This is a genomic window from Vibrio superstes (genome assembly GCF_003569005.1).
GTDB lineage: Bacteria > Pseudomonadota > Gammaproteobacteria > Enterobacterales > Vibrionaceae > Vibrio > Vibrio superstes.
Genome location: NZ_BCUR01000004.1, coordinates 63,926 through 88,927 on the forward strand (window position 1 = coordinate 63,926; position 25,002 = coordinate 88,927).

Consider the following 25,002-nt stretch of genomic DNA (forward strand, 5'->3'; position numbering starts at 1 on the left):
TTGGTCCTCATCGGACTTCTGCTTTTTAGACGGTACAGGCGCAAAATAACTTCTACGCTGTGCCACTCGACTGCTAGGTCGAGCAAACCTGACGGTTGTTGGAAACATACTTCACCAAATAGTCAGGCATATCCTTTGCCGTTAATACAGATACTCAACGAGTATCAATGATATATCGTACCAGATAACCTTAGTCGCTGAACAATAAATGTTCTATTTTTTAATGGGATGAATTGCAGTGTTTTGTTGAACTGAGATCAAAAAGAGCACAAATGGTTTTGGTTATAGAGCGTTTTTGAGCCAGTATAAATAGAGTTGTATTGTTTGAGAGGTCAAGCATGTCATTTTTTAAGAAAACACTGGCTAGCTTAGGTATTGGTTCAGCCAAGGTTGATTCTGTACTGCAGCAAGAAACCTTGATTCCGGGTGATCCTGTAAGGGTTGTCATCCATGTTTATGGTGGTGCTACTGAGCAGCATATTGATCACATAGACTTAAAACTGTGTTGTCGTTACATCACCGAAAGAGAAGAACGACAGCCGCATAGCGAAGGTGCGCTCAAGCGTCGCGTGCCGCAAAATTACGTGTTGGATAAATGGGAGCTTCCATACTCATTTACGATTCATCCATCAGAGGAGCGTACTTTTGAGATCGAGCTTACTGTTCCGTTTAATACCCCACTGACGATTGGTGACTCTAAGGTGTGGCTGGAAACGGCTCTAGATATCGACCTTGCCATCGATCCTACCGATAAAGATATGCTGACGGTTCGTCCCGACCCTGTCATGGATAAGATCTTCTCTGAACTTGAGGAATTGGGGCTGCGCATTCGTCAGGTTGAGTGTGAGGCGGCAAAGGGGTTTGAAATGCCCTTTGTACAAGAATTTGAGTTTGTGCCAACCACGGGTTTATTCCACGGCACCTGGCGTGAAGTGGAAATTATTGCCTACCGTGACGAACAACACCTGCAATTGTGGTTCGAGATAGACCGACAGAAGAAGGGTTTTGATGGGCTTCTATCAAACCTGCTAGGCTCATCTGAGCTTAATTGCTACCTGTCGCTGTCCAATGAATTGACCAGTGAACAGGCAGCGCAGCAGGTAGTGGATTACTTAACGGACTTGTTTAAAGCCAAGCAGGGCTAGCGTCTCCAAAATGCCGGCAAGAACAGTACCAGTATCGTCAGTATTTCTAGGCGGCCGAGTAGCATACCAAAGCTTAGAAGCCACTTTGCAGCATCGGGCAGTGATGAGAAGTTCCCGGTTGGGCCAATCACTGAGCCCATGCCGGGGCCTACATTCGCTACGGCGGTAATCGCTCCAGAGAGACTAGTTATGGCATCAAGGCCCATTGCACTTAAGCCTGCTGCAACGATAAGTACGGTTGCGAAAAAGGTAAGACTAAAAGCAACAATAGAGCGAATGATATCGTCGTTAACGCGGCGTTTGTTATAGCGCTGCACGAATACACCCGATGGGTGAATCAGCTTCATCATCTGTATTTTAAGCAGGGTAAGGGCTATCTGGAAACGAAATACCTTGATACCACCTGCTGTTGAGCCAGAGCAGGCACCCATCATCAGTAGAAACGCAAACAGTACCGTGGTTAACGTGCCCCAAGCAGTAAAGTCCTCTAAGCCAAATCCTGTGGTTGTCAGCACCGACACCACATTGAACATAGAAACCCTAAGGGCATCACTAACTTGATAGTGATCTCGTATGACCAACCATGCCGTAATAGCTAAACTGGCCACCATAAACAGCTTAAAGAAACCAATGACTTGAGCATCTTTGGTCAAGGCTGAGAGCGATTGCTTTCTATAGGCCGCTACAAATAACAAAAATGGTAACCCACCCAGAAACATAAACAGGGTTGAGAACCATTGTGTCTGATGAGAGAAGTGGTTCATCGAAGCGTCCGATGTTGAGTACCCACCCGTAGAAATAGTGGTAAAGGCATGATTGATCGCCTCAAAAGGCGTCATCCCAGTTGCCACATAACTGCCGAAACAGGCGAGGGTGAGGGTTAGGTAAACCACTACTATGTTTTTGGCGACGCTTTTGACTCTTGGTGAGCTTTTATCAGACCAGTCTGAAGATTCGGTCTGGAATAAGCGCATACCCCCAACGTTGAGCATTGGCAGAATCGCCACCCCCATAACAATAAAGCCAATACCACCTAGCCATTGCAGTAGTGAGCGCCACAGTAAGATGCTATGGGACATATCATCAAGACCACTGAGCACGGTTGAACCTGTGGTGGTAATCCCCGACATAGTTTCAAAGTAGGCATCAGTGAAGCTGATATGATTGATGAAGACAAACGGTAGGGCGGCAAAGATAGTACTTACCACCCATACGAGTGTCGTGACCAAGAAAACGTCTCTGACATTGAGTTTGAACTGTTTAGTACGCCCGAAACTTAAGCAAATAAATGAGACCAAGTGGGTGATGGCTACCGCTTGGGCAAATTCAACAAAGCCACTTCCGGGATTGAATATCGCCAGAATAGTCGGTGGATACATGAACAGGGCTAGTTTTGATAACACTAGCCCAAGAACAAACAGTATCGGTCGTACGTTTACCATTGGTGGGTTGGCCTACAAGAAGAAAGGGCTTGGTTGGAATAAGGTTTCAACGTCCGGCACGTACTTTTTATCTACCAGGAACATCACTACGTGATCATCTTGCTCAATCATGGTTCTGTCGTGTGCAATTAACACCTCTTCGCCACGCACTATAGCGCCAATGGTGGTACCTGGTGGTAGCTTAAGATCACCCACGGCTCTGCCTACTACCTTGGATGTGTTTTCATCACCATGAGCGATGGCCTCGATAGCTTCTGCAGCGCCTCGACGCAAAGAAGATACGTTGACGATATCGGCTCTACGAACATGGGTAAGTAGCGCTGAAATGGTCGCTTGCTGAGGAGAAATAGCCACGTCAATATCGCCACCCTGCACAAGGTCAACATAGGCGCCACGTTGAATCAAAACCATAACCTTTCTAGCGTTGAGGCTTTTTGCCAGCATCGCTGACATGATGTTGGTCTCATCTTCATTGGTCAGAGCGATGAACACGTCCATCTCTTCAATGTTTTCTTCGTAAAGCAGTTCTTTGTCTGCCGCATCACCACACAGCACAATGGTGTTGTCTAGCTCTTCGGAGAGCATTTCAGCACGCTCAAGGCTGCGCTCAATCAGCTTTACTGAGTAATTCCGTTCAAGACGTTTAGCCAGTCCTGCGCCAATATTACCGCCACCGACGATCATGATTTTGCGGTATTGTTTTTCCAGTCGCTGCAGTTCACTCATTACGGAGCGGATATCATTACTCGCGGCGACAAAGAACACCTCATCATCGGCCTCAATGATGGTGGTGCCCTGAGGTCTAATGGCTCGCCCTTGACGGAAAATAGCCGCCACGCGCGTATCTATATGTGGCATGTGCTCACGCAAAGCCGAAATGGCATTACCCACGAGTGGACCACCATAAAAGGCCTTAACTGCCACCAAACTGACCTTCTCTTCAGCAAAGCTAACCACCTGCAACGCCCCAGGATACTGAATAAGGCGTTCAATATAGCCAGTAACTAGCTCTTCGGGTGCAATCAGATGATCTACAGGAATAGCGCCAGATTTGAATAGAGAGTCTTTCTCTGCTAAATATTCAGGTGAACGAATACGAGCGATTCTGTTAGGCGTATTGAATAAGGTAAAAGCCACTTGGCATGCAGCCATGTTGGTTTCATCGGCATTAGTGACCGCCACCAACATGTCCGCATCTTGCGCACCTGCTTCTCTTAGGGTGTCAGGGTGACTTGCTGCACCATTGACCACTCGCAGATCATACTTATCCTGTAGCTCTCTCAGGCGGCGACTATTGGTATCCACGATAGTGATATCGTTGTTTTCGCCAACTAGATTCTCTGCAAGAGTGCCGCCTACCTGACCAGCACCCAAGATTATGATTTTCATCGATTATTTCCCTATATACAGCAGGACTTAGTTTAATTTAGTTCGCTTTTGCAGAACCGCATAATAGAAGCCGTCCATATTGTGCTCTCCAGGCAAAATTTGTCGACCTGGGTTGCTTGGATCGCTGTCGATGAGCTCGGCATCATCTGTGCGGGCTAAGAATGCCAGTACTTGCTCCTTGTTTTCAATCGGAGCGATAGAACATGTTGCGTAAACTAAGGTTCCGCCTTGCTTCAATTGTTGCCACATAGCGTCCAAAATTTCACTTTGTAGCTGAGACAATGCAGGCAAGTCATCGGCGCGTCTGAGCCATTTGATATCTGGATGACGACGGATAACACCTATCGCTGAGCACGGTGCATCGAGAAGGATGCGGTCGAACTTCTCGCCTGTCCACCACTCTTCTGGGTAGCGAGCATCAGCACAAAGTACTTTTGCTTCAAGGCCTAAACGGTCGAGGTTTTGATAAACGCGATCAAGACGTTGTTCGTCAGCATCAATTGCTACAACTTGGCTATCCGTTGTGTTCTCAAGGATATGAGCCGTTTTACCACCAGGGGCCGCACAGCAATCAAGAATCAACTCACCATCTTTTGGTTGCAGATATTCCAGTGACAGTTGCGCTGCGGCGTCTTGCACTGATACCCAGCCTTGATCGAACCCAGGAAGCTTGCTCACATCGCATGCTTTTAGCAGGCGTAATGCATGGCGAGCTTGAGGGTGAGTTTCGGCCTCAATCTCTTCATCTTCTAGCAGTTTTAGATACTCATCACGAGTATGGTGCTTGCTGTTCACACGTAGCCACATAGGTGCCTTAGTGTTGTTGGCTTCAACAATCGACTCCCAATCGTTCGGGTATGCTTCGCGAAGAAGTTTCAATAACCAGCTTGGGTGTCCGTATTTTCCTGCATCATGCTTAACCGATAACTCATCCAGTTTCTGTTGATTGCGCTGGTAGTTTCGAAGTACGGCATTGACCAAGCCTTTAAGCTTGTGTCCCTTTAGCGACTGGCATGCTTCAACGGTTTCAGCCACTGCTGCATGATCTGCCGTACGCATAAAACTCAGTTGGTAGATACCCACCAACATTAAATGGTGGAACACACGCTGCTTACCTTTTAGAGGTTTTTCCATCAGTTCATTAACTATGGTCTCTAATCTTGGTAGGTAGCGCAGACAGCCGTAACAAATCTCTTGCAGAAGCGCGTGGTCACGAGGCTTTAGGTTGAATTGTGCTGCAGGTAAAGCGCTGGAAAGCGAGTACCCTTTGTCTACAACTTGGAACAGCACTGTGGCTGCGGCGGCGCGTACATTCATAGGTATTTCCTAACAAGAGTAAGGCTTGAGAACCTCAAGCCTTAGTAGTAGTTGTTTAATCTAGCTGGGTTCCTAGTGGGAACCAATCTGCTCGAGAGTTGAGTACGTCACCAACGGACATAGCTTTCTTGCCTGGAACCTGAATTTGTTCCAAAACTAAGCTGCCATTTCCGGTCGCTATATGAATACCCGTTTTATCTGCTTTGATTATGGTGCCAGCGACTTCAGAGCTAGGCGTAGCATTAACACTGGCCTTCCACACCTTGATATTTTTGTCGCCAATCGAGAAGTAGCTCATCGGCCAAGGGTTGAACGCGCGGACTTCACGCTCTAGCACGACAGCCTCTTTAGTCCAATCTAGCTGTGCTTCTTCTTTGCTGAGTTTCTTAGCATAGTTTGATAGGGCATCATCTTGCTTGACAGGAACGGCGGTGCCTTCGGCAATAGAAGAAAGGCACTCAACAAGTGCAACAGGGCCCAGTTTAGCCAGTTTGTGATAAAGGGCAGCACTGGTGTCTTCTGGCTCGATAGGCAGGGTAGCAATATGCAGCATGTCGCCAGTATCTAACCCAACATCCATCTGCATGATGGTAACGCCAGTCTCTGCATCTCCGGCCCAAATTGAGCGTTGAATTGGAGCTGCACCGCGCCAGCGAGGAAGGATTGAACCGTGAACATTAATACAGCCTAGCTTTGGAGTATCCAGAACCTGCTTTGGTAACAGTAGCCCATAAGCCACCACAACCATGATGTCTGCATCAAGGTCTGCCAACTGCTGTTTAGCTTTATCAGACTTGAAGTTTTCTGGCTGATAAACTGGGATATTGTGTTCGATAGCGAGGTTTTTAACAGGGCTTGCTGTTAGCTTTTTGCCTCGGCCAGCAGGTTTATCTGGTGTTGAATAAACCGCGATAACCTCATGCTCCGAAGATAACAACGCCGACAAATGGTCGGCGGCGAAATCTGGAGTACCTGCAAATACGATCTTTAGTGCTTTGCTCAATGCAAACTCCTAGTTACTAGTTTTTCTCGTTGTAGCGCTTAATTTTTTCTAGCTTGTCTTTAATGCGCTTGCGTTTTAGCGGAGAGAGATAATCAACAAAAAGTTTACCCGCCAAGTGGTCAAGCTCATGCTGCACACAGATGGCAAGCAGGTCATCAGCGTCAAAAGTGAATTCTTCACCCTCTCTGTTCAGAGCCTTCACCGAAATTTCTGCTGCGCGAGAAACAAGCGCACGTGCACCTGGAACAGAAAGGCAGCCTTCTTCGATGCCGTCTTCGCCACGTTTCTCAGTGATCTCTGGATTGATAAGAATCAAAGGCTCGTCGCGAGTCTCAGAAAGGTCAATAACCACGATCTGTTTATGCACGTCTACTTGCGTAGAAGCTAGGCCAATGCCCTCTTCTGCGTACATAGTCTCAATCATGTCATCGATGTGAGTTTGTAGTTCTGGCGTAAAGTCTACAACCGGCTTAGCGACGGTGCGTAGACGATCATCTGGAAAGGTTAGTACATGTAATAAAGACATAATCACTCAAAAAAGTTGAACTGCGCCGAAAGAATCTCAGCCATTTGTGACAATTTTAGTCATTTTGGTCTTCAAATAACAGCACCAATCCACTTCGATGAGATTCTCTATGACAGAACAACAGATAACAGCATGGCTTACGCTCTGTATGACGCCTCGTTTAAGTGGAGTTAGGCTGCAGAAAATCCTTGAGTTTCTTTCCCCCAAGCAGCTGTTATCTCTGTCAAAGAAGGAGCTATTTTCTCTTAAGTTTACTGAGCCTCAGGTACGATTTTTAACGGCCACATCGAATCAAAGTGTCGACAAATGCCTAGAGTGGGCAGATAAAGATGGTAATCATTTACTCATTGCTGAAGACAAAGAAACGTATCCGCCTTTGTTGAAGGAAATCCCCAGCTTTCCTCCGGTGCTGTTTGTTCAAGGGGAGGTGACCACACTGTGCTCGACCCAAGTAGGTATCGTTGGTAGCCGAAATAGTTCTCAAGATGGCCTATACATTACTCGCCAATTTTCTTCGGAACTGACCAGTATTGGAGTGACGATCACCAGTGGCTTAGCCTTAGGGGTGGATGGTCACGCGCATCAGGCGTGTTTAGAGCAGAACGGAAAAACAATTGCCGTATTAGGGAGTGGCTTTGATTTTTTATATCCAAAGCAACACAAGTTGTTAGCACAGCGAATCAAGGCGAATGGTGCGCTTGTTTCTGAGTTTCCGCCCTTTTATCCACCGAGAGCGTATAACTTTCCAAGGCGTAATCGAATCATCAGCGGGTTGTCCGTTGGGGTGCTGGTGGTTGAGGCAGCGCAAAAAAGTGGATCTTTAATAACGGCGCGTTTTGCTTTAGAGCAAGGGCGTGATGTTTACGCAGTTCCGGGCTCGGTGCTCAACCCCAATGCTGCGGGGTGCAATCAATTGCTTCGTGACGGAGCGATTTTAGTGAGAGATGTACAAGATATTGTTCATGAAATTAATGGCTTAGTTAACTGGTCTTCTACAATACAACAAGAGGCTGCTTTATCTTTGTCGCCGTCAGTCGAAAAGGGAGAAGAAAGAGAGCAAATGGAGACAGGAAATCAGCCAATACTGGAACTGTTAGGAGAGAGACCAGTGGCAGTTGATTTTTTAGCAGAAAGGACCCATTTACCCGTAAATCAGGTTATGATGCAGTTATTAGAGCTGGAGCTTCAAGGTATAGTGGCTTCAGTCGTTGGTGGTTACATTAGATTAAGGGGGAGCTGACTATGATGGATATTCTTATGTATCTGTTTGAGACGTACATTCATAGCGAGAGTGATTTGAACGTCAATCAAGATGAGCTTGAGCAAGAGCTCCTTCGTGCTGGCTTTCGCCAAGATGAAGTGTACAAAGCGCTAAATTGGTTGGAAGACTTAGCGGCCTTGCAAAGTGAAGACTCAAGTCAAAACATTGCGACCAGCTCAGCGACGTCAATTCGCATCTACTCAGACCAAGAACAGCAAAGAATAGACACTCGCTGTCGAGGCTTTATCTTGTTTTTAGAGCAAATAGGCGTATTAAGCGCAGAATTGCGTGAGATGGTGATAGACCGAGTGATGGGACTAGAAACCACCGACTTGCAATTGGATGACCTGAAATGGATCATCTTGATGGTGCTGTTTAACGTACCCGGCAATGAAAATGCTTACACAACGATGGAAGAGCTACTCTACTCGACAGATCACGGCATTTTGCATTAATCCAACTATGAATAAGATCAACAACCAACTGTTTTCTTCTGAAGGGCATGCTCTAGAACAGCACTGCCCAAACTGCGGTAACCCTTTACAGATGCGCCATGGTAAACATGGTGCGTTTCTTGGTTGCACTCAATATCCTGCTTGTGACTATATAAAGCCTTTGCATCAAGCGTCAGGGCAGATACTAAAACCTCTTGGTGTGCCTTGTCCGGATTGTGGCGATGAGCTTGTGCTAAGACAGGGTCGCTATGGCATGTTTATCGGCTGCTCGAGTTATCCTGAGTGTCACTATATTGGCAGTATGGATGAGCCCGAAGACCACAGTGTTGAGTCTTTTTCTTGCCCAGAGTGCAATAAAGGGCATTTGATAGAGAGGAAGTCGCGATTTGGCAAGGCATTCTATGCCTGTGACCAATATCCTAAGTGCCAATTCTCTATTAACAATGAACCCAAACAAGGAACATGCCAAGAGTGCGGCTTCAAGCTACTGGTGGTTAAGAAGAGCGGTGAGAAAAGCAGTTTGCTGTGTGCAAGCCGCAAGTGCCAAGTAAAACAGCAATAGAGTCGCACTAAGAAACAATAAAAAAGGAGGCGTTAGCCTCCTTAGTTTTTTAAGTTCTGTTCAGATTACTTCTGATGCAGTGCTGGAAAGGCATCGGCGTCAAGCCACTGAGCAATAGATTGTAGCTGTTGCTCTAAGTCTGCTTGGTCATTGCCACACACGTTAATGTGTCCCATCTTACGACCAGGACGCTTTTCTTTGCCATACCAATGAATGTGAGCTTGGCTCATGCTGAGTAACTCTTCGGCAAGAGTATCTTCACCTAGAATATTTATCATTGCCGTAGGGCGAAGTGCTTTAGTGCTTCCTAGAGGAAGGCCACATACAGCGCGCATATGGTTTTCAAACTGACAAGTCTCAGCGCCTTGTTGTGTCCAGTGACCAGAGTTGTGAACGCGTGGTGCGATCTCATTGACCATCAATTGACCCTGAACGTCAAAAAACTCTAACGCCAACACGCCAACATAATCTAGACATTCCGCTACAGCAGTAAACATCTGTTTTGCTTGAGCTTGAAGCTCTGGCTCGTCGATGGCAGTAGAAAGGCTCAATACACCATTGGTGTGTACATTCTCAGCTAGCGGGTATACCGCAATCTCACCATGCTTGTTTCTAGCACCGATCAAAGACACTTCACGATCAAACCCAACAAACTCTTCAGCAATAATGGCCTGCGCTTCAGAAGAGGCTATACACTCCTCCATTTCAGCCCATACTGCTTGAGCCGTCGAGCGGTCTTTTAAACGCCATTGACCCTTTCCATCGTATCCACCTAGCGTGCTCTTAAGCACCATAGGTAAACCAACGTAGTCGATAGCGTTTTCAAAGTCTTGTCGGGTGCGAATAAGAGAGTACTTAGCATTCGCGACTCCAGCCTTATCTAGCAGCGCTTTTTCGATACGGCGGTCGCCACCGGTTTTAATGGCTTCTGCACTTGGCAGTAATTTGCCACTGGCTTGGCAAGCATCCAGTACTGGATGTGGAACATGCTCAAACTCTGCAGTGATGACATCAGCCTGTTCGATAGCAGCTTGTAACCCGCTACCTAACTTAGTTTGAGTGATAGGTTCAACAATAGATTCGCTGTTGACATCAAAAGCTATGGTCTTGATATTCAGTGGGGCGGCAGCCAGCGCCATCATGCGAGCTAACTGTCCGGCACCTAAAACTAAAACTTGCACGGTATTAATCCTCCGCTGGGTTCGGATTAGCAAGTACTGTATCGGTTTGTTCCTTGCGGAAAGCTTCTACTTTTGCCATTACTTCAGGAACGTGAGTACCAATGATCTGTGCCGCTAGAATACCTGAATTTGCTGCACCCGCTTCACCGATAGCCAGTGTACCTACCGCAATGCCTTTTGGCATTTGAACGATAGACAGCAAAGAGTCCATGCCTTTTAGAGCACGAGATTGAACCGGAACACCTAGAACAGGAAGGCTAGTAAATGCTGCACACATACCAGGAAGGTGAGCTGCACCGCCCGCGCCTGCAATAATGACTTTAATGCCGCGATCTTTTGCGCTATTTGCATAGTCCGCTAGTAGTTGTGGAGTACGGTGAGCTGAAACCACTTTAGTTTCGTAACTAACACCGAATTGGTCGAGCATCTCAGCGGCTAACTTCATCGTTGGCCAATCTGACTTAGAACCCATGATAATACCGACTTGCATGTAACGACTCCTAATTTAACTAGTTGAGCTTTGAATACCAATTTTGCGCGCATTATACGGTTATTTTTTGAATAGGAAAACGTTTGCGTCGGTTTGTTTTGCCGATTTACAGGAAATGCTTACCAGCTAGGAATAGAATTTGTAAACTAAGTAGAAAGATAGTGTAGAAAAGGACACTCAAGGAATGATGGTAATTGATCAAGCAGTTGATGCTCTGAAGCAAGGAAAGGTAATTGCATACCCCACTGAGGCTGTATTTGGAGTTGGATGCGATCCAGACGATGAGAAAGCGCTAGAAGCACTTATCGAACTAAAGCAAAGAGACCCAAGCAAGGGACTAATCCTGATTGCAGCAAGCTTTGATCAGCTGTTGCCTTACGTTGATGTAAGTGCGTTATCTACAGAGCAATTAGATACGGTATTTAAAAGCTGGCCGGGACCTGTGACTTGGGTGATGCCCATCAGTAAAAAAGTCCATGAGTTGGTTCATGGGCAGTTTGATAGTGTTGCAGTAAGAGTAACAGACCATGAGATGGTGCAGCAGCTTTGCTTAGAATTTGGCAAACCCATTACCTCCACAAGTGCCAACCTATCCGGTTTGCCACCCTGCCTGACTGTTGATGAGGTTGAAAGCCAGTTAGGGTCTGAAGATGTGTTTATCTTGCAAGGCGCTGTGGGCAACCGAAATAAACCCTCAGAAATAAAAGACGCACGATCTCTACAAGTATTAAGACAAGGATAAATGATGGCACAGGTCGACAAGGAAGCGGTAAAGCGCTTTCTACTACAGCTACAAGATACTATTTGTACTGAACTGGAAGCTGCGGATGGAGAGGCCACCTTTATAGAGGATGCATGGACTCGAGAACAAGGCGGAGGCGGTCGTACGCGTGTTCTAAAAGGCGGAGCGACTATTGAGCAAGGTGGAGTGAACTTTTCGCATGTCTTTGGAGATAAAATGCCAGGCTCAGCTACTGCACATCGACCAGAGCTCGCTGGACGCAAGTTTGAAGCCATGGGTGTTTCTCTGGTTATTCATCCCAACAATCCATTTATTCCCACTTCACATGCCAATGTGCGCTTCTTTATTGCAGAGAAAGAGGGCAGCGAACCTATTTGGTGGTTTGGTGGCGGGTTTGATTTAACGCCTTTCTATCCCTTTGAAGAAGACTGCCAGCACTGGCATGACACAGCAAAGCAGTTATGCGCCCCCTTCGGTGATGATGTATACGCAGAACATAAAAAATGGTGTGATGATTACTTCTTCTTGCCTCATCGCAATGAGACACGTGGTGTAGGAGGTTTGTTCTTTGATGATCTCAATCAGTGGGGCTTTGAAAAAAGCTTTGCTTATATGCGTGCGGTCGGCGAAGGCTTCACTAAAGGCTACTTGCCTATTATAGAGAAGCGAAAAGAGACGCCATTTACAGACCAGCATCGCCAGTTCCAACTGTATCGACGTGGTCGCTATGTAGAGTTCAACCTTGTCTATGACAGAGGCACCCTGTTCGGTTTACAGAGTAAGGGAAGAACGGAATCTATCTTGATGTCTATGCCACCATTAGCACGATGGGAGTATAACTATCAGGTAGAAGAGGATTCGCATGAAGCTCTGCTGTATAACGAGTACTTATCACCAAGAGAGTGGTAGTGCTTTTTCTTCGTCGTTATCAGTGATAGGTTCATAGCCAGTCGTTTTAATCAGTAGTAATTCAATCAGGTAGGAAGATGAATCAGTCAATTGATCAGTATGTTGTTTTTGGGAACCCAATAAAGCAGAGCAAATCTCCCTTTATTCATACGCTGTTCGCGAGGCAGACTAACCAAAGCATCCACTATGCAACGCAATATGCTGAGGTTGGAGAGTTTACTCAGGCCGCGAAGACCTTTTTTATTGAAGGTGGTAAAGGGTGCAATGTGACAGCCCCTTTTAAGCATGACGCATACGAGTTTGCAGATCGATTAACTGAGCGGGCTAAACTAGCTGGTGCAGTGAATACATTGAAGAAGCTAGATGATGGCGAAATTATTGGTGATAACACCGATGGTGAAGGACTTGTGCAAGACCTGCTTCAGTATCAAGTGGTATTGAAAGGCGCTCGTATTTTGATTATTGGTGCTGGTGGTGCAGTAAGAGGTGTGCTCAAGCAACTACTTGATCAAAAGCCAGCACAACTCGTCATCACAAATAGAACCTATAGCAAAGCGCAGTTGATGGTGGAGCAATTCAAACAGTACGGCCCAATTGAAGCGTTGCCAATTGAAGAAGTAGAAGAAAGCTTCGATGTGGTTATCAACTCTACCTCAGCAGGCCTAACCAAGGAATTACCTGAGATTTCTGCAACTATATTTTCATCTAATACAGTGAGCTATGACATGGTTTATGGCTCCGGTACTACGGTATTTAATCAGTGGGCTAAAGATAATGGTGCAGTGAAGGCTTATGACGGGCTAGGGATGCTAGTTGGACAAGCAGCTGAGAGCTTTGTGTTGTGGAGAGGTATTCGCCCAGGGGCGAAACAAGTGCTGCGTGAACTTCGTAAAAATCTAGAGGGCTCGTAATTGAATCAATCAATAATCTTTACTGATCAGCAAAGCTGGGATGAGAATAGAAAAGCAGTGGTGTTTATAGGTCAGCAATCTGGAAACCTGATTGAGTGCTTAGTCTCTGCTGATTATTTAGGAAATCTCTGTCAATTACAGATTGATGATGAAGCAATGGCTTTAAAGGTGTTCTCTGAATATCGCTTTGATCTGGAAGACCTAGCGGAAGAGCTGATCGAAGCGGAAGAGTTCAATCAGCTCGGGCAAATAGAAATTAATTAATATCGTGTACTTCGTTCAGGTAATCATTTTTGTTCTGTACGTAGTTATCAGCGGATTTAGAAAGAAAGGCTGCTTCTTGTTCTGTTAGGGGTCTTACCTGTTTTACTGGGCGCCCTACATAAAGGTAGCCACTTTCTAATGTCTTATTCGGTGGTACTAAGCTACCCGCTCCAATAAACACATTGCTCTCTATTACTGCGCCATCAAGAATGGTGGTGCTCATACCGACCAAGACTCTATCTTTAATAGTGCATCCGTGTAGCATCACCAAATGCCCAATTGTCACCTCATCACCAATGATGAGAGGGTATCCCTCAGGGTTATTCGCGTTTTTGTGAGTAACATGCAGTACAGAACCATCTTGAATGTTGGTGCGCTGACCAATGTGTATATGGTTAACGTCTCCTCTAGCTGCGACTTGTGGCCAAATACTAGAATCCGTACCAATCTTAACGTCGCCAACAACAACTGCAGAGTCATCGATATAAACGCCAGGCTCAATAGAAGGCTTTATTCCTTTGTAGCTACGTAAAGAACTCATAGTTAAACTCCATCAAAACTGTATAAATATTGTTATCAAACTATCAAAAAAAGGCCCTTCTGGCCAATAGATGAACATACGGTACAAAAAGCTGAAATTCTTTGGAAAAAACGCTTGCCAATGTGACGAGCATCTCTATAATGCGCCCCACTGACACGGCAACAGCGACAACGCTTTGCAGTGATTTAGTAGGCAAATTAGCCGAACCATTTGAGTTTAACTTCTCTTCGAAAATAAATTCAAAAAAGTGTTTGACACTCTGGTTCAAAACGCTAGAATGGCCGTCCACTTGAGAGGCAAGCCTCGATAGTAAGCTCTTTAACAATTTAGACCTATCAATCTGTGTGGGCACTCGTTGATGATAATCGAAAAGATTTATCAATGAACTGAGTGACCAATACAATGATTTTTAATCATTGGCACAGTCAATTCATTATCGTTCTGTTGGAACGATAATAGCTTTAAAATTACTTCTTACTTTCGAGTAAGGAACAGTTTTGAAGTCAGTATTCATTGAGCCGGTCGCAAGACCAAAAAAACTTTAATTGAAGAGTTTGATCATGGCTCAGATTGAACGCTGGCGGCAGGCCTAACACATGCAAGTCGAGCGGAAACGATGATTCTGAACCTTCGGGGGACGAATTAGGCGTCGAGCGGCGGACGGGTGAGTAATGCCTGGGAAATTGCCCTGATGTGGGGGATAACCATTGGAAACGATGGCTAATACCGCATAACGTCTACGGACCAAAGAGGGGGACCTTCGGGCCTCTCGCTTCAGGATATGCCCAGGTGGGATTAGCTAGTTGGTGAGGTAATGGCTCACCAAGGCGACGATCCCTAGCTGGTCTGAGAGGATGATCAGCCACACTGGAACTGAGACACGGTCCAGACTCCTACGGGAGGCAGCAGTGGGGAATATTGCACAATGGGCGCAAGCCTGATGCAGCCATGCCGCGTGTATGAAGAAGGCCTTCGGGTTGTAAAGTACTTTCAGTCGTGAGGAAGGCGTTGGAGTTAATAGCTTCAGCGTTTGACGTTAGCGACAGAAGAAGCACCGGCTAACTCCGTGCCAGCAGCCGCGGTAATACGGAGGGTGCGAGCGTTAATCGGAATTACTGGGCGTAAAGCGCATGCAGGTGGTTTGTTAAGTCAGATGTGAAAGCCCGGGGCTCAACCTCGGAACCGCATTTGAAACTGGCAGGCTAGAGTACTGTAGAGGGGGGTAGAATTTCAGGTGTAGCGGTGAAATGCGTAGAGATCTGAAGGAATACCAGTGGCGAAGGCGGCCCCCTGGACAGATACTGACACTCAGATGCGAAAGCGTGGGGAGCAAACAGGATTAGATACCCTGGTAGTCCACGCCGTAAACGATGTCTACTTGGAGGTTGTGGCCTTGAGCCGTGGCTTTCGGAGCTAACGCGTTAAGTAGACCGCCTGGGGAGTACGGTCGCAAGATTAAAACTCAAATGAATTGACGGGGGCCCGCACAAGCGGTGGAGCATGTGGTTTAATTCGATGCAACGCGAAGAACCTTACCTACTCTTGACATCCAGAGAATTCGCTAGAGATAGCTTAGTGCCTTCGGGAACTCTGAGACAGGTGCTGCATGGCTGTCGTCAGCTCGTGTTGTGAAATGTTGGGTTAAGTCCCGCAACGAGCGCAACCCTTATCCTTGTTTGCCAGCACGTAATGGTGGGAACTCCAGGGAGACTGCCGGTGATAAACCGGAGGAAGGTGGGGACGACGTCAAGTCATCATGGCCCTTACGAGTAGGGCTACACACGTGCTACAATGGCGCATACAGAGGGCGGCCAACCAGCGATGGTGAGCGAATCCCAAAAAGTGCGTCGTAGTCCGGATTGGAGTCTGCAACTCGACTCCATGAAGTCGGAATCGCTAGTAATCGTGAATCAGAATGTCACGGTGAATACGTTCCCGGGCCTTGTACACACCGCCCGTCACACCATGGGAGTGGGCTGCAAAAGAAGTGGGTAGTTTAACCTTCGGGAGGACGCTCACCACTTTGTGGTTCATGACTGGGGTGAAGTCGTAACAAGGTAGCCCTAGGGGAACCTGGGGCTGGATCACCTCCTTATACGATGATTACTCACGATGAGTGTCCACACAGATTGATATGGTTTAAAAAAGTTAAGAGTTTAATGTTGGGTCTGTAGCTCAGCTGGTTAGAGCGCTCGCCTGATAAGCGGGAGGTCGGTGGTTCAAGTCCACTCAGACCCACCAATTTCTTTCCCAAAAGAGGTTGGATAAAACATTAAGTTTTGGGGCTATAGCTCAGCTGGGAGAGCGCCTGCCTTGCACGCAGGAGGTCTGCGGTTCGATCCCGCATAGCTCCACCATCTTTAAGCGTATTTGCTTAAGTACTCTTAAAAATGGTTTTTTCCTTTATAGGAAACAAACTTGCTCTTTAACAATTTGGAAAGCTGACGAATAGTATTTGATTAATACTATTCAAATTTAAAAGTTCTCAAATCCTAGTGTCTATTTATAGATGTTAGGTACCAACACACATTCAAGTGTTCTTGGGAATGTATCCTTGCCAGGATGCATTCAAATTTGAGTCCGGCAAAATCGAATGTTATCTCGCTCATAATAAAGAGATAACGCACCTTGGAAACGTCATACTACGTTGTAGCAAACGTATTGCGTAAGCAAGACCCTTTGGGGTTGTATGGTTAAGTGACTAAGCGTACACGGTGGATGCCTTGGCAGTCAGAGGCGATGAAAGACGTAATAACTTGCGATAAGCCCAGATTAGGTAGTAATAACCATTTGAGTCTGGGATTTCTGAATGGGGAAACCCACGTGCATAAGCACGTATCGTTATGTGAATACATAGCATAACGAGGCAAACTCGGGGAACTGAAACATCTAAGTACCCGAAGGAAGAGAAATCAACCGAGATTCCGAAAGTAGCGGCGAGCGAAATTGGATTAGCCCTTAAGCTTTTAATGCGTCAGGTGAAGAGTCTGGAAAGTCTCGCAGTAAAGGGTGATAGCCCCGTAACCGACAACGCATTTTAAGTGAAAACGAGTAAGGCGGGACACGTGATATCCTGTTTGAACATGGGGGGACCATCCTCCAAGGCTAAATACTACTGACTGACCGATAGTGAACCAGTACCGTGAGGGAAAGGCGAAAAGAACCCCTGTGAGGGGAGTGAAATAGAACCTGAAACCGTGTACGTACAAGCAGTAGGAGCGCCTCGAAGCGTGACTGCGTACCTTTTGTATAATGGGTCAGCGACTTAATTTTAGTAGCAAGGTTAACCGTATAGGGGAGCCGTAGGGAAACCGAGTCTTAACTGGGCGTCGAGTTGCTAGAATTAGACCCGAAACCAGGTGATCTAGCCATGGGCAGGTTGAAGGTTGAGTAACATCAACTGGAGGACCGAACCGACTAATGTTGAAAAATTAGCGGATGACTTGTGGCTAGGGGTGAAAGGCCAATCAAACCTGGAGATAGCTGGTTCTCCCCGAAAGCTATTTAGGTAGCGCCTCGGACGAATACCAATGGGGGTAGAGCACTGTTAAGGCTAGGGGGTCATCCCGACTTACCAACCCTTTGCAAACTCCGAATACCATTGAGTACTATCCGGGAGACACACGGCGGGTGCTAACGTCCGTCGTGGAGAGGGAAACAACCCAGACCGCCAGCTAAGGTCCCAAAGTATAGCTAAGTGGGAAACGATGTGGGAAGGCTCAGACAGCCAGGATGTTGGCTTAGAAGCAGCCATCATTTAAAGAAAGCGTAATAGCTCACTGGTCGAGTCGGCCTGCGCGGAAGATGTAACGGGGCTAAGCTATACACCGAAGCTGCGGCTGCATACTTTTGTATGCGGGGTAGGGGAGCGTTCTGTAAGCGGTTGAAGGTGGTCTGTAAGGGCTGCTGGACGTATCAGAAGTGCGAATGCTGACATGAGTAACGATAAAGGGGGTGAAAAACCCCCTCGCCGGAAGACCAAGGGTTCCTGTCCAACGTTAATCGGGGCAGGGTAAGTCGACCCCTAAGGCGAGGCCGAAAGGCGTAGTCGATGGGAAACGGGTTAATATTCCCGTACTTCTTATAATTGCGATGGGGGGACGGAGAAGGCTAGGTGGGCCTGGCGATGGTTGTCCAGGTTCAAGTATGTAGGCGGAAAGTTTAGGTAAATCCGGACTTTCTTAACGCTGAGATACGATGTCGAGCTGCTACGTGCAGTGAAGTCATTGATGCCATGCTTCCAGGAAAAGCCTCTAAGCTTCAGATTATAAGAAATCGTACCCCAAACCGACACAGGTGGTCGGGTAGAGAATACCAAGGCGCTTGAGAGAACTCGGGTGAAGGAACTAGGCAAAATGGTACCGTAACTTCGGGAGAAGGTACGCTCTTGGCGGTGAAGTCCCTTGCGGATGGAGCTACTAGGAGTCGCAGATACCAGGTGGCTGCAACTGTTTATTAAAAACACAGCACTGTGCAAAATCGTAAGATGACGTATACGGTGTGACGCCTGCCCGGTGCCGGAAGGTTAATTGATGGGGTTAGACTTCGGTCGAAGCTCTTGATCGAAGCCCCGGTAAACGGCGGCCGTAACTATAACGGTCCTAAGGTAGCGAAATTCCTTGTCGGGTAAGTTCCGACCTGCACGAATGGCGTAATGATGGCCACGCTGTCTCCACCCGAGACTCAGTGAAATTGAAATCGCTGTGAAGATGCAGTGTACCCGCGGCTAGACGGAAAGACCCCGTGAACCTTTACTACAGCTTGGCACTGAACATTGACCCTACATGTGTAGGATAGGTGGGAGGCTTTGAAGACGGTACGCTAGTATCGTTGGAGCCGTCCTTGAAATACCACCCTTGTATGCTTGATGTTCTAACGTCGGTCCCTTATCGGGATTGCGGACAGTGCCTGGTGGGTAGTTTGACTGGGGCGGTCTCCTCCCAAAGAGTAACGGAGGAGCACGAAGGTGGGCTAAACACGGTTGGACATCGTGTGGTTAGTGCAATGGCATAAGCCCGCTTGACTGCGAGAATGACAATTCGAGCAGGTGCGAAAGCAGGTCATAGTGATCCGGTGGTTCTGAATGGAAGGGCCATCGCTCAACGGATAAAAGGTACTCCGGGGATAACAGGCTGATACCGCCCAAGAGTTCATATCGACGGCGGTGTTTGGCACCTCGATGTCGGCTCATCACATCCTGGGGCTGAAGTCGGTCCCAAGGGTATGGCTGTTCGCCATTTAAAGTGGTACGCGAGCTGGGTTTAGAACGTCGTGAGACAGTTCGGTCCCTATCTGCCGTGGGCGTTGGAAGATTGAAGGGGGCTGCTCCTAGTACGAGAGGACCGGAGTGGACGAACCTCTGGTGTTCGGGTTGTCATGCCAATGGCATTGCCCGGTAGCTAAGTTCGGAATCGATAACCGCTGAAAGCATCTAAGCGGGAAGCGAGCCCTGAGATGAGTCTTCCCTGGCACTTTAAGTGTCCTAAAGGGTTGTTCGAGACTAGAACGTTGATAGGCAGGGTGTGTAAGTGCTGCGAGGCATTGAGCTAACCTGTACTAATTGCCCGTGAGGCTTAACCATACAACACCCAAGGGGTTTTGTGGACTCAAAGTAAGAACAGATTGAATGTGTATACGAACTTTTAAATATTAGCTTTCCGAATTTTAAAATTTGCTTGGCGACCATAGCATTGTGGACCCACCTGATTCCATGCCGAACTCAGAAGTGAAACACAATAGCGCCGATGGTAGTGTGGGGTTTCCCCATGTGAGAGTAGGACATCGCCAGGCTTTAAATTAAGTCCCTTTGAAGCAGTTAGTAAGACTTTAAAGAGATAAAAATTAGGTGCGGAGTGGTAGTTCAGTTGGTTAGAATACCGGCCTGTCACGCCGGGGGTCGCGGGTTCGAGTCCCGTCCACTCCGCCACTTATTTTAGAGAACCTCGCTTTGCGAGGTTTTTCTGAATCTGAAGTTTGGAAAAAACCAGACTCAGATCACGGTTTTAGGGGTGTAGCTCCAATTGGCAGAGCAGCGGATTCCAAATCCGCGTGTTGGGAGTTCGAATCTCTCCACCCCTGCCATAATTAAGGCTCTAGCAGCAATGCTAGGGCCTTTTTTGCGTTTGGAAAACAGTAAACACTTCTAGAAATACCCAATGATAGGATTAATCATGCCTTCGAATCTCCGGAGTGCCGGCTCAGTCCACCCCTGCCATATCGAAGGCCTTATACCAATCGTACTAAATAACGGGTCATCCTAGCTTGTTAAAATACTCGATGACTGCGTTAGAATTTTTGATTGTAGAATAACTACTTATCAAAAAGTTCTGCCTTGTTATCCAGCGTTTTTCCTACGCTATTTCTGACCACTTACTTACTGTGATTGGTATTACACAGACAAAATATAGAGAATTATCTTACTTGAGTCGTGGCAGTGAGTTCCTATTTAAACAGACTTCGTAAATCGAAATAGGCTATCTCTAATAGATATTTTGAGGCGAGCATTAGTGTGAATAGAGATGTTGCCATCTTACTGGATGTACACATCCTTTCTAGCTGATAGCCGAAAAAAAGCCGCTGATAAACAGCGGCTCCAATCAAACATCAATAAGCTGAATCGACTTACTTACTCAATAACAGCAGTGCTTTTTGTGAGACTTCATTAGCGGCATTGGTGTAGTTCTGTTTGTGCAATGCGTTGGCAAGTTGCCCATAATCAATAGCATTAGGTCGGATCTTCAACGCTGACTCAAAGTAAGCCTGCGCATCACTCCAGTTGCCTTCGTTCATCAGTATCTGACCAATAACACTTTGTAGGTCGCCATTGTCCTTAAACTTCTTCTCTAGCCCCTTAAGGTGGCTCAATACAGGGTACCAATCGGTGATATGTAAGGTTGGAAACACATTCAGTAGTTCAGCCTTAGGTGACTTCTGGGTCGCTTCTTTCAGCACGGTGATCGCCGTTGAGTCTGCTCCGCGATTAATCAGTTCACTGGCAAAGGTCACGATGATCTTACTTTCAGACTTCATGTTTTTGCCTAAATGGTCCCAGTAGCGGACGATACCATCAACACCTTGTTGATTAGATAACTCTGAGATACGCCCCGCATGTGCTTGTACTGAAAGCTTGTGGTATTCGTCTTTATCTACCCCTTTCGCTTTCTTCAATATTGGAAGCAGATCCAATAAAGGCTGCCAGCAATCCAGTTGGATATAGCAGGTTTTTAGCAGGTTGAGCAGACGAGGGTTATCGGGGTAATCATGCCTTAGGCTTGATAGAACATCAAAGGCACTTGCAAAGTCACCCGCGGCCATCGCTTGCTTGCCCTTGGTTAGACCTATAGCAAGATCTGCGCCTTGTTGTTTTGAAGCTAATTCAAAGTATTTATCTCGCTTGTCGTCTTTGCCTAGCTCGTGAGCAGCCTCAGCAGCGACCAGATAACACAGCAATGGCATATCGTGCGAGTTAGACCAGCGAGTTACCTTTTTCTCTGCACTCTGCCAATCACCTTCAATCAACTTGATAATGCCTTCATTGGTCAGCCTACGAGCTTTTTTGAGCTTACGGTTACTAAACCAATTCCAGGTGGCGCTAGATGCTCGTATTGAACGCTTGATTAAGAACTCAGTAAAGAACAAGGCAATCAGAGCGCCGATAACGAAGATGACTAATGTGGTGACACTCATCTCAATAGTGTATTCAGCCAAAGAGATCAGTACATAGCCTTGTTGGCCTGAGAATTGGGTTCCTACGAAAAGACCAATCCCTAGCGCGATGAAAACAAACAGTATACGAATCATTTGTTTTCCTCCGTGACAATAGTCGTCACCTCTCTACGTAAGCGTTCACGAATAATATCTGCGATGAGCTGATTGGTTTCTAGCTTAGCGGGGTACTCTAGGTCTACTTTAACCTTTGATAACTTATCCAATGCACTCTCAAACTCGTTAACGGATTGTGCATCTTGATCTAAATAGGTTTGGCTCCACTCAAGTGCAACAAGCAGACTCTTGCGATAGATCTCCTCTTGTTCTGAGTAGGTTGCTTTGATCGCGGTTTCCAACTTAGCTTTAATGTTCTCTCTCAAGTAGAAATGCTGTTGAGGAGACAGAAGTGGCACAGCGCTACCATCGCGAACTCTAAAGGTGATGAAGTGCTCTGCGAAGTTCTCTAAAGATGTCGATAGGTTGGTTTTCCAGTCCTGAATATCGCTAGAGACATGCTTTTTCGCTTCTTCTGCAGCTTCCGGTAGGATGGCATTGGCCAGTGGTAACTTATCGACTTGCTCTTGAAGAGCGATCAATTGCAGCGCGACGCCATCTTTGTCTAACAGAGGCAAGCTACGCAATTCAGTAATATCATTGGCCATTGCTTGGCGTAGCGGCACCAGACTTGGATCATTAAGTGTCGCGATGCGCTGATCGGCTGCTTCCATTAGTTTGGTTGCAGTAACAAGATCGTGCTCTAAAAACAGCTTTCTTCCCGCGAGTTTAACTAAGTAGTCCGCTTCTGCGAGCAGCCAGTCATTGGGACGGCGCCCTTTGACGTCAGAGATCGCTAGTTGCAGGCTCTCTATGCTTTTTTGTTGCTGACCAATCAATACTTCTGTTCTATTTACCGCTTCGCCGGCTGTCTGAGCCGCTGATTGCTGCGTCTCTTGAAGTTGCGCATTGATTGTCTGTTGGGCTGTTTTTAGTTGACCAGAGACAGCTGAGAGCTGCTGTTGAAGAAGTTGGTTCTGTTGATTGAAGTAATAAAAACCTGCGCCAGCGGTAAGTAGGGAGATAACAACCGCCGCAATAGCGAGTCGTTTTGCTGGCTTGTTCGGTTCGTTCTCTTCACTTTTCTTTGCAGCATTGGGTTTCTTAGCGCTTGGTGCGGTTGCTTTCTTTTGGGCAGGCGAAGCTGGAACGGGTTCACTCTTGTTAACTTTGTTGTCGTCATCGAGTTTTTTATCGTCAGTCATTTTATTTTCCTATGTAATTCGCCTGAATGCTGTCAATGATGGCTTGATTGGATGCACCCTTGATATTGTGAACTTTAGTAAAGCCTAATTGTGAGGCTAATTTAGCGACTCTTTCACTGGGAACCATCAACTGTAAAGAGTGTAACCAATTTTTAGATTGGGTAGGTATTTGTTGTGCAAAGAATTTTAATTGTTCGAAGCTGGTAACAATCAGAGTGTCTACCCCATCGAATTGCCATTGTATAACTCGGCTCTCACCATCAAAGTTTAGCCATTGACGCTGATAACTCTCAACATAGACCACATCCGCTCCAGTTTGTTGCAAGCTTTGGTAAAGCATTTCCCGCCCACTTTCACCCCTCAGTATGCTTATCTTTTTACCTTTTAGATCATAGGAAGCCAAAAGCTCTAATAACCCCTCGGTGTCTTCCGACTTGGGTGAACTGACGCTGAGATGAGTGCATGAACGTAAATAAGCCGCTGTTTTACTGCCAACCGCAAGGTACTGAGTTGATATCGGCCAGTTCTGGCTTTGCTTAGCTAAGATTTCGTTGGTGTAGTGAACGGCTGGTTGGCTGACGGCGATAATCACCTCTGAGTGAGATAGATGCTCTAAGATATGAGGCTGAGGCTGGGATTGCTGAAATGAAACAACGGGGCAGTAGTTTGCTACCACCCCTATATTGCATAAGGCATCACATAGTTCTTTGGCCGAAGGTTGAGGTCGAACTATAAGTGCCTTCATTGGAATTAGGCCTGATTGTACACTTCGCTAAGAATTTCTTTTGCCCCCGAGGCAAGCAGTTCCTGTGCTAGCTCTTCACCCATAGCGATTGCTTGCGAGCGCTCACCTCGAATTTCAGCTCTGATAATCTCAGTACCGTCTGGCTTACCCACTAAACCTCGAAGGTAGAGTTGATTGTCTGGAGTAATCACGCAGTAACTACCGATAGGTACCTGACAACCACCTTCTAGGGCGAGGTTCATCGCGCGCTCAGCGGAAACGCGATCAGAGGTATCGGTATGGTTTAGAGGTTTAATGAGCTCTCGAACACGCTCGTCATCAAGGCGACACTCTATGCCTACTGCTCCTTGCCCTACAGCAGGAAGAGAAGATTCAGGCTCAATATAACTTTGAATACGCTCTACCATTTCTAAGCGCTTTAGCCCAGCTGCGGCTAAGATAATGGCGTCGTATTGCCCGTCATCTAGCTTGCCCAAGCGAGTGCCTACGTTACCTCTTAATTCTTTGATGACAAGATCAGGTCTCGATGCGCTAATTTGACACTGGCGACGAAGGCTACACGTACCAACGATAGCGCCTTGAGGCAACTCATCAACGGATTGGTAAGTATTGGAAACGAAAGCGTCTCTAGGGTCTTCTCGCTCACAGATAACCGCCAAGCCTAACCCCTCAGGGAAATCGACAGGAACGTCCTTCATTGAATGAACGGCAATATCGGCGCGCTTCTCTAGCATGGCTACTTCAAGCTCTTTAACAAACAAGCCCTTTCCGCCTACTTTAGCTAGCGGCGTATCAAGGATGATGTCGCCTTTGGTTACCATAGTCACCAGTTCAACATTTAGGTCAGGGTGAATCTCTTCTAAGCGAGATTTAACGTAGTGAGCTTGCCACAATGCAAGTGGGCTTTTGCGAGTCGCAATTCGAAGAGTTTGTTTTGACATAATAAAGGCAACAAAATGAGAGATAGCCTGATTCTATCACTGCTAGATATAAATTTTCAGCGGGTAGAGATAGGCTTAATGGTGCTAACTCACATAATGTTAAGTTTTATATGCATATGTGATGCTAATCACGCCGTTTAGGTAATACTGATCGCATTTGTGTGACCTTTATAATCTTTGAGTTATTCTGCCAACTTAGCTGTCATTGAAAG

At 46.7% G+C, this 25,002-nt stretch carries 20 protein-coding genes, 4 tRNA genes and 3 rRNA genes; 15 read left to right on the forward strand and 12 right to left on the reverse strand.

Annotated features, from left to right (window positions below; translation table 11 throughout):
- Positions 1-338 precede the first annotated feature (338 nt).
- Positions 339-1,145, forward strand: coding sequence for a sporulation protein (locus tag D5I41_RS08225; protein ID WP_017029770.1), 807 nt, complete (start codon positions 339-341; stop codon positions 1,143-1,145).
- Here the strand turns inward: D5I41_RS08225 and D5I41_RS08230 are convergent.
- The 5 genes from D5I41_RS08230 to def are packed head-to-tail and all read right to left on the reverse strand — an operon-like array spanning position 1,142 to position 6,822.
- The gene (locus D5I41_RS08230) at positions 1,142-2,587 is read right to left on the reverse strand and encodes a TrkH family potassium uptake protein (protein WP_119009405.1); all 1,446 of its coding nucleotides are present in this window, start codon (positions 2,585-2,587) and stop codon (positions 1,142-1,144) included. The genes D5I41_RS08225 and D5I41_RS08230 overlap by 4 nt on opposite strands.
- Before the next feature lie 12 nt (positions 2,588-2,599).
- Positions 2,600-3,976 (reverse strand): Trk system potassium transporter TrkA, encoded by a 1,377-nt coding sequence (gene trkA, locus D5I41_RS08235; RefSeq protein WP_017029768.1) that lies wholly within the window; start codon positions 3,974-3,976, stop codon positions 2,600-2,602.
- Positions 3,977-4,003: 27 nt separating this feature from the next.
- Positions 4,004-5,293, reverse strand: coding sequence for a 16S rRNA (cytosine(967)-C(5))-methyltransferase RsmB (gene rsmB / locus D5I41_RS08240; protein ID WP_119009406.1), 1,290 nt, complete (start codon positions 5,291-5,293; stop codon positions 4,004-4,006).
- Positions 5,294-5,348: 55 nt separating this feature from the next.
- Positions 5,349-6,296 carry a methionyl-tRNA formyltransferase gene (gene fmt, locus D5I41_RS08245; protein ID WP_119009407.1) on the reverse strand — a complete coding sequence of 316 codons (948 nt, stop codon included), beginning with the start codon at positions 6,294-6,296 and terminating at the stop codon, positions 5,349-5,351.
- A gap of 16 nt (positions 6,297-6,312) precedes the next feature.
- Positions 6,313-6,822 (reverse strand): peptide deformylase, encoded by a 510-nt coding sequence (gene def, locus D5I41_RS08250; protein WP_119009408.1) that lies wholly within the window; start codon positions 6,820-6,822, stop codon positions 6,313-6,315.
- A 109-nt stretch (positions 6,823-6,931) separates the two neighbouring features.
- Here def and dprA point away from each other — a divergent pair, with 109 nt between their 5' ends.
- From dprA to D5I41_RS08265, 3 genes are read left to right on the forward strand one after another with little or no spacing between them, the layout of a single operon-like run.
- Positions 6,932-8,062, forward strand: coding sequence for a DNA-processing protein DprA (dprA, locus tag D5I41_RS08255; RefSeq protein ID WP_119009409.1), 1,131 nt, complete (start codon positions 6,932-6,934; stop codon positions 8,060-8,062).
- Between the two features lie 2 nt (positions 8,063-8,064).
- Entirely contained in the window at positions 8,065-8,538 is a 474-nt protein-coding gene (locus D5I41_RS08260; protein ID WP_017029763.1) for a DUF494 family protein, read from the forward strand.
- A gap of 7 nt (positions 8,539-8,545) precedes the next feature.
- Entirely contained in the window at positions 8,546-9,100 is a 555-nt protein-coding gene (locus D5I41_RS08265; RefSeq protein WP_119009410.1) for a DNA topoisomerase family protein, read from the forward strand.
- A gap of 65 nt (positions 9,101-9,165) precedes the next feature.
- Here D5I41_RS08265 and D5I41_RS08270 read toward each other — a convergent pair whose 3' ends face one another.
- Both D5I41_RS08270 and purE read right to left on the reverse strand, forming a co-directional pair.
- Entirely contained in the window at positions 9,166-10,281 is a 1,116-nt protein-coding gene (locus D5I41_RS08270) for a 5-(carboxyamino)imidazole ribonucleotide synthase (RefSeq protein WP_119009411.1), read from the reverse strand.
- 4 nt (positions 10,282-10,285) lie between these two features.
- Positions 10,286-10,771, reverse strand: coding sequence for a 5-(carboxyamino)imidazole ribonucleotide mutase (gene purE / locus D5I41_RS08275; protein WP_017029760.1), 486 nt, complete (start codon positions 10,769-10,771; stop codon positions 10,286-10,288).
- A 184-nt stretch (positions 10,772-10,955) separates the two neighbouring features.
- On the opposite strand from purE, the gene tsaC reads away from it, so the two are divergent.
- From tsaC to D5I41_RS08295, 4 genes are all read left to right on the forward strand, one after another.
- Positions 10,956-11,513 (forward strand): L-threonylcarbamoyladenylate synthase type 1 TsaC, encoded by a 558-nt coding sequence (gene tsaC / locus D5I41_RS08280; protein WP_162892815.1) that lies wholly within the window; start codon positions 10,956-10,958, stop codon positions 11,511-11,513.
- 3 nt (positions 11,514-11,516) lie between these two features.
- Positions 11,517-12,422: an oxygen-dependent coproporphyrinogen oxidase gene (hemF, locus tag D5I41_RS08285; RefSeq protein ID WP_119009412.1), complete on the forward strand. Its 906-nt coding sequence runs from the start codon at positions 11,517-11,519 to the stop codon at positions 12,420-12,422.
- Between the two features lie 77 nt (positions 12,423-12,499).
- On the forward strand, positions 12,500-13,333 hold the full coding sequence (gene aroE / locus D5I41_RS08290) for a shikimate dehydrogenase (protein ID WP_119009413.1): 834 nt from the start codon (positions 12,500-12,502) through the stop codon (positions 13,331-13,333).
- Entirely contained in the window at positions 13,334-13,597 is a 264-nt protein-coding gene (locus D5I41_RS08295; RefSeq protein WP_162892816.1) for a DUF1488 family protein, read from the forward strand.
- On the opposite strand, the gene D5I41_RS08300 is transcribed toward D5I41_RS08295, so the two are convergent.
- Positions 13,590-14,138, reverse strand: coding sequence for a gamma carbonic anhydrase family protein (locus D5I41_RS08300; RefSeq protein ID WP_119009414.1), 549 nt, complete (start codon positions 14,136-14,138; stop codon positions 13,590-13,592). The two genes, D5I41_RS08295 and D5I41_RS08300, sit on opposite strands and share 8 nt — an antisense overlap.
- 542 nt (positions 14,139-14,680) lie before the next feature.
- On the opposite strand from D5I41_RS08300, the gene D5I41_RS08310 reads away from it, so the two are divergent.
- The 7 genes from D5I41_RS08310 (at position 14,681) to D5I41_RS08340 (ending at position 20,219) form a co-directional block, all read left to right on the forward strand.
- A 16S ribosomal RNA gene (locus D5I41_RS08310) occupies positions 14,681-16,233 on the forward strand.
- A gap of 69 nt (positions 16,234-16,302) precedes the next feature.
- A tRNA-Ile gene (locus D5I41_RS08315) sits at positions 16,303-16,379 on the forward strand.
- 40 nt (positions 16,380-16,419) lie between these two features.
- Positions 16,420-16,495 (forward strand) — tRNA-Ala (locus D5I41_RS08320).
- Positions 16,496-16,829: 334 nt separating this feature from the next.
- Positions 16,830-19,719 (forward strand): 23S ribosomal RNA (locus D5I41_RS08325).
- A gap of 93 nt (positions 19,720-19,812) precedes the next feature.
- Positions 19,813-19,928 (forward strand): 5S ribosomal RNA (rrf, locus tag D5I41_RS08330).
- Together the 16S, 23S and 5S rRNA genes with 4 tRNA genes alongside form the textbook arrangement of a ribosomal RNA operon.
- Positions 19,929-19,987: 59 nt before the next feature.
- A tRNA-Asp gene (locus D5I41_RS08335) sits at positions 19,988-20,064 on the forward strand.
- Positions 20,065-20,142: 78 nt separating this feature from the next.
- Positions 20,143-20,219, forward strand: a tRNA-Trp gene (locus D5I41_RS08340).
- Positions 20,220-20,759: 540 nt separating this feature from the next.
- On the opposite strand, the gene D5I41_RS08345 is transcribed toward D5I41_RS08340, so the two are convergent.
- The 4 genes from D5I41_RS08345 to hemC are packed head-to-tail and all read right to left on the reverse strand — an operon-like array spanning position 20,760 to position 24,790.
- Positions 20,760-21,938, reverse strand: coding sequence for a heme biosynthesis HemY N-terminal domain-containing protein (locus tag D5I41_RS08345; protein ID WP_119009416.1), 1,179 nt, complete (start codon positions 21,936-21,938; stop codon positions 20,760-20,762).
- Positions 21,935-23,104 (reverse strand): uroporphyrinogen-III C-methyltransferase, encoded by a 1,170-nt coding sequence (locus D5I41_RS08350; protein ID WP_119009417.1) that lies wholly within the window; start codon positions 23,102-23,104, stop codon positions 21,935-21,937. The genes D5I41_RS08345 and D5I41_RS08350 overlap by 4 nt, the downstream gene beginning before the upstream one ends.
- A gap of 1 nt (position 23,105) precedes the next feature.
- Positions 23,106-23,849 carry a uroporphyrinogen-III synthase gene (locus D5I41_RS08355; RefSeq protein ID WP_186811128.1) on the reverse strand — a complete coding sequence of 248 codons (744 nt, stop codon included), beginning with the start codon at positions 23,847-23,849 and terminating at the stop codon, positions 23,106-23,108.
- Between the two features lie 5 nt (positions 23,850-23,854).
- Entirely contained in the window at positions 23,855-24,790 is a 936-nt protein-coding gene (hemC, locus tag D5I41_RS08360; protein WP_119009418.1) for a hydroxymethylbilane synthase, read from the reverse strand.
- Between the last annotated feature and the right edge of the window lie 212 nt (positions 24,791-25,002).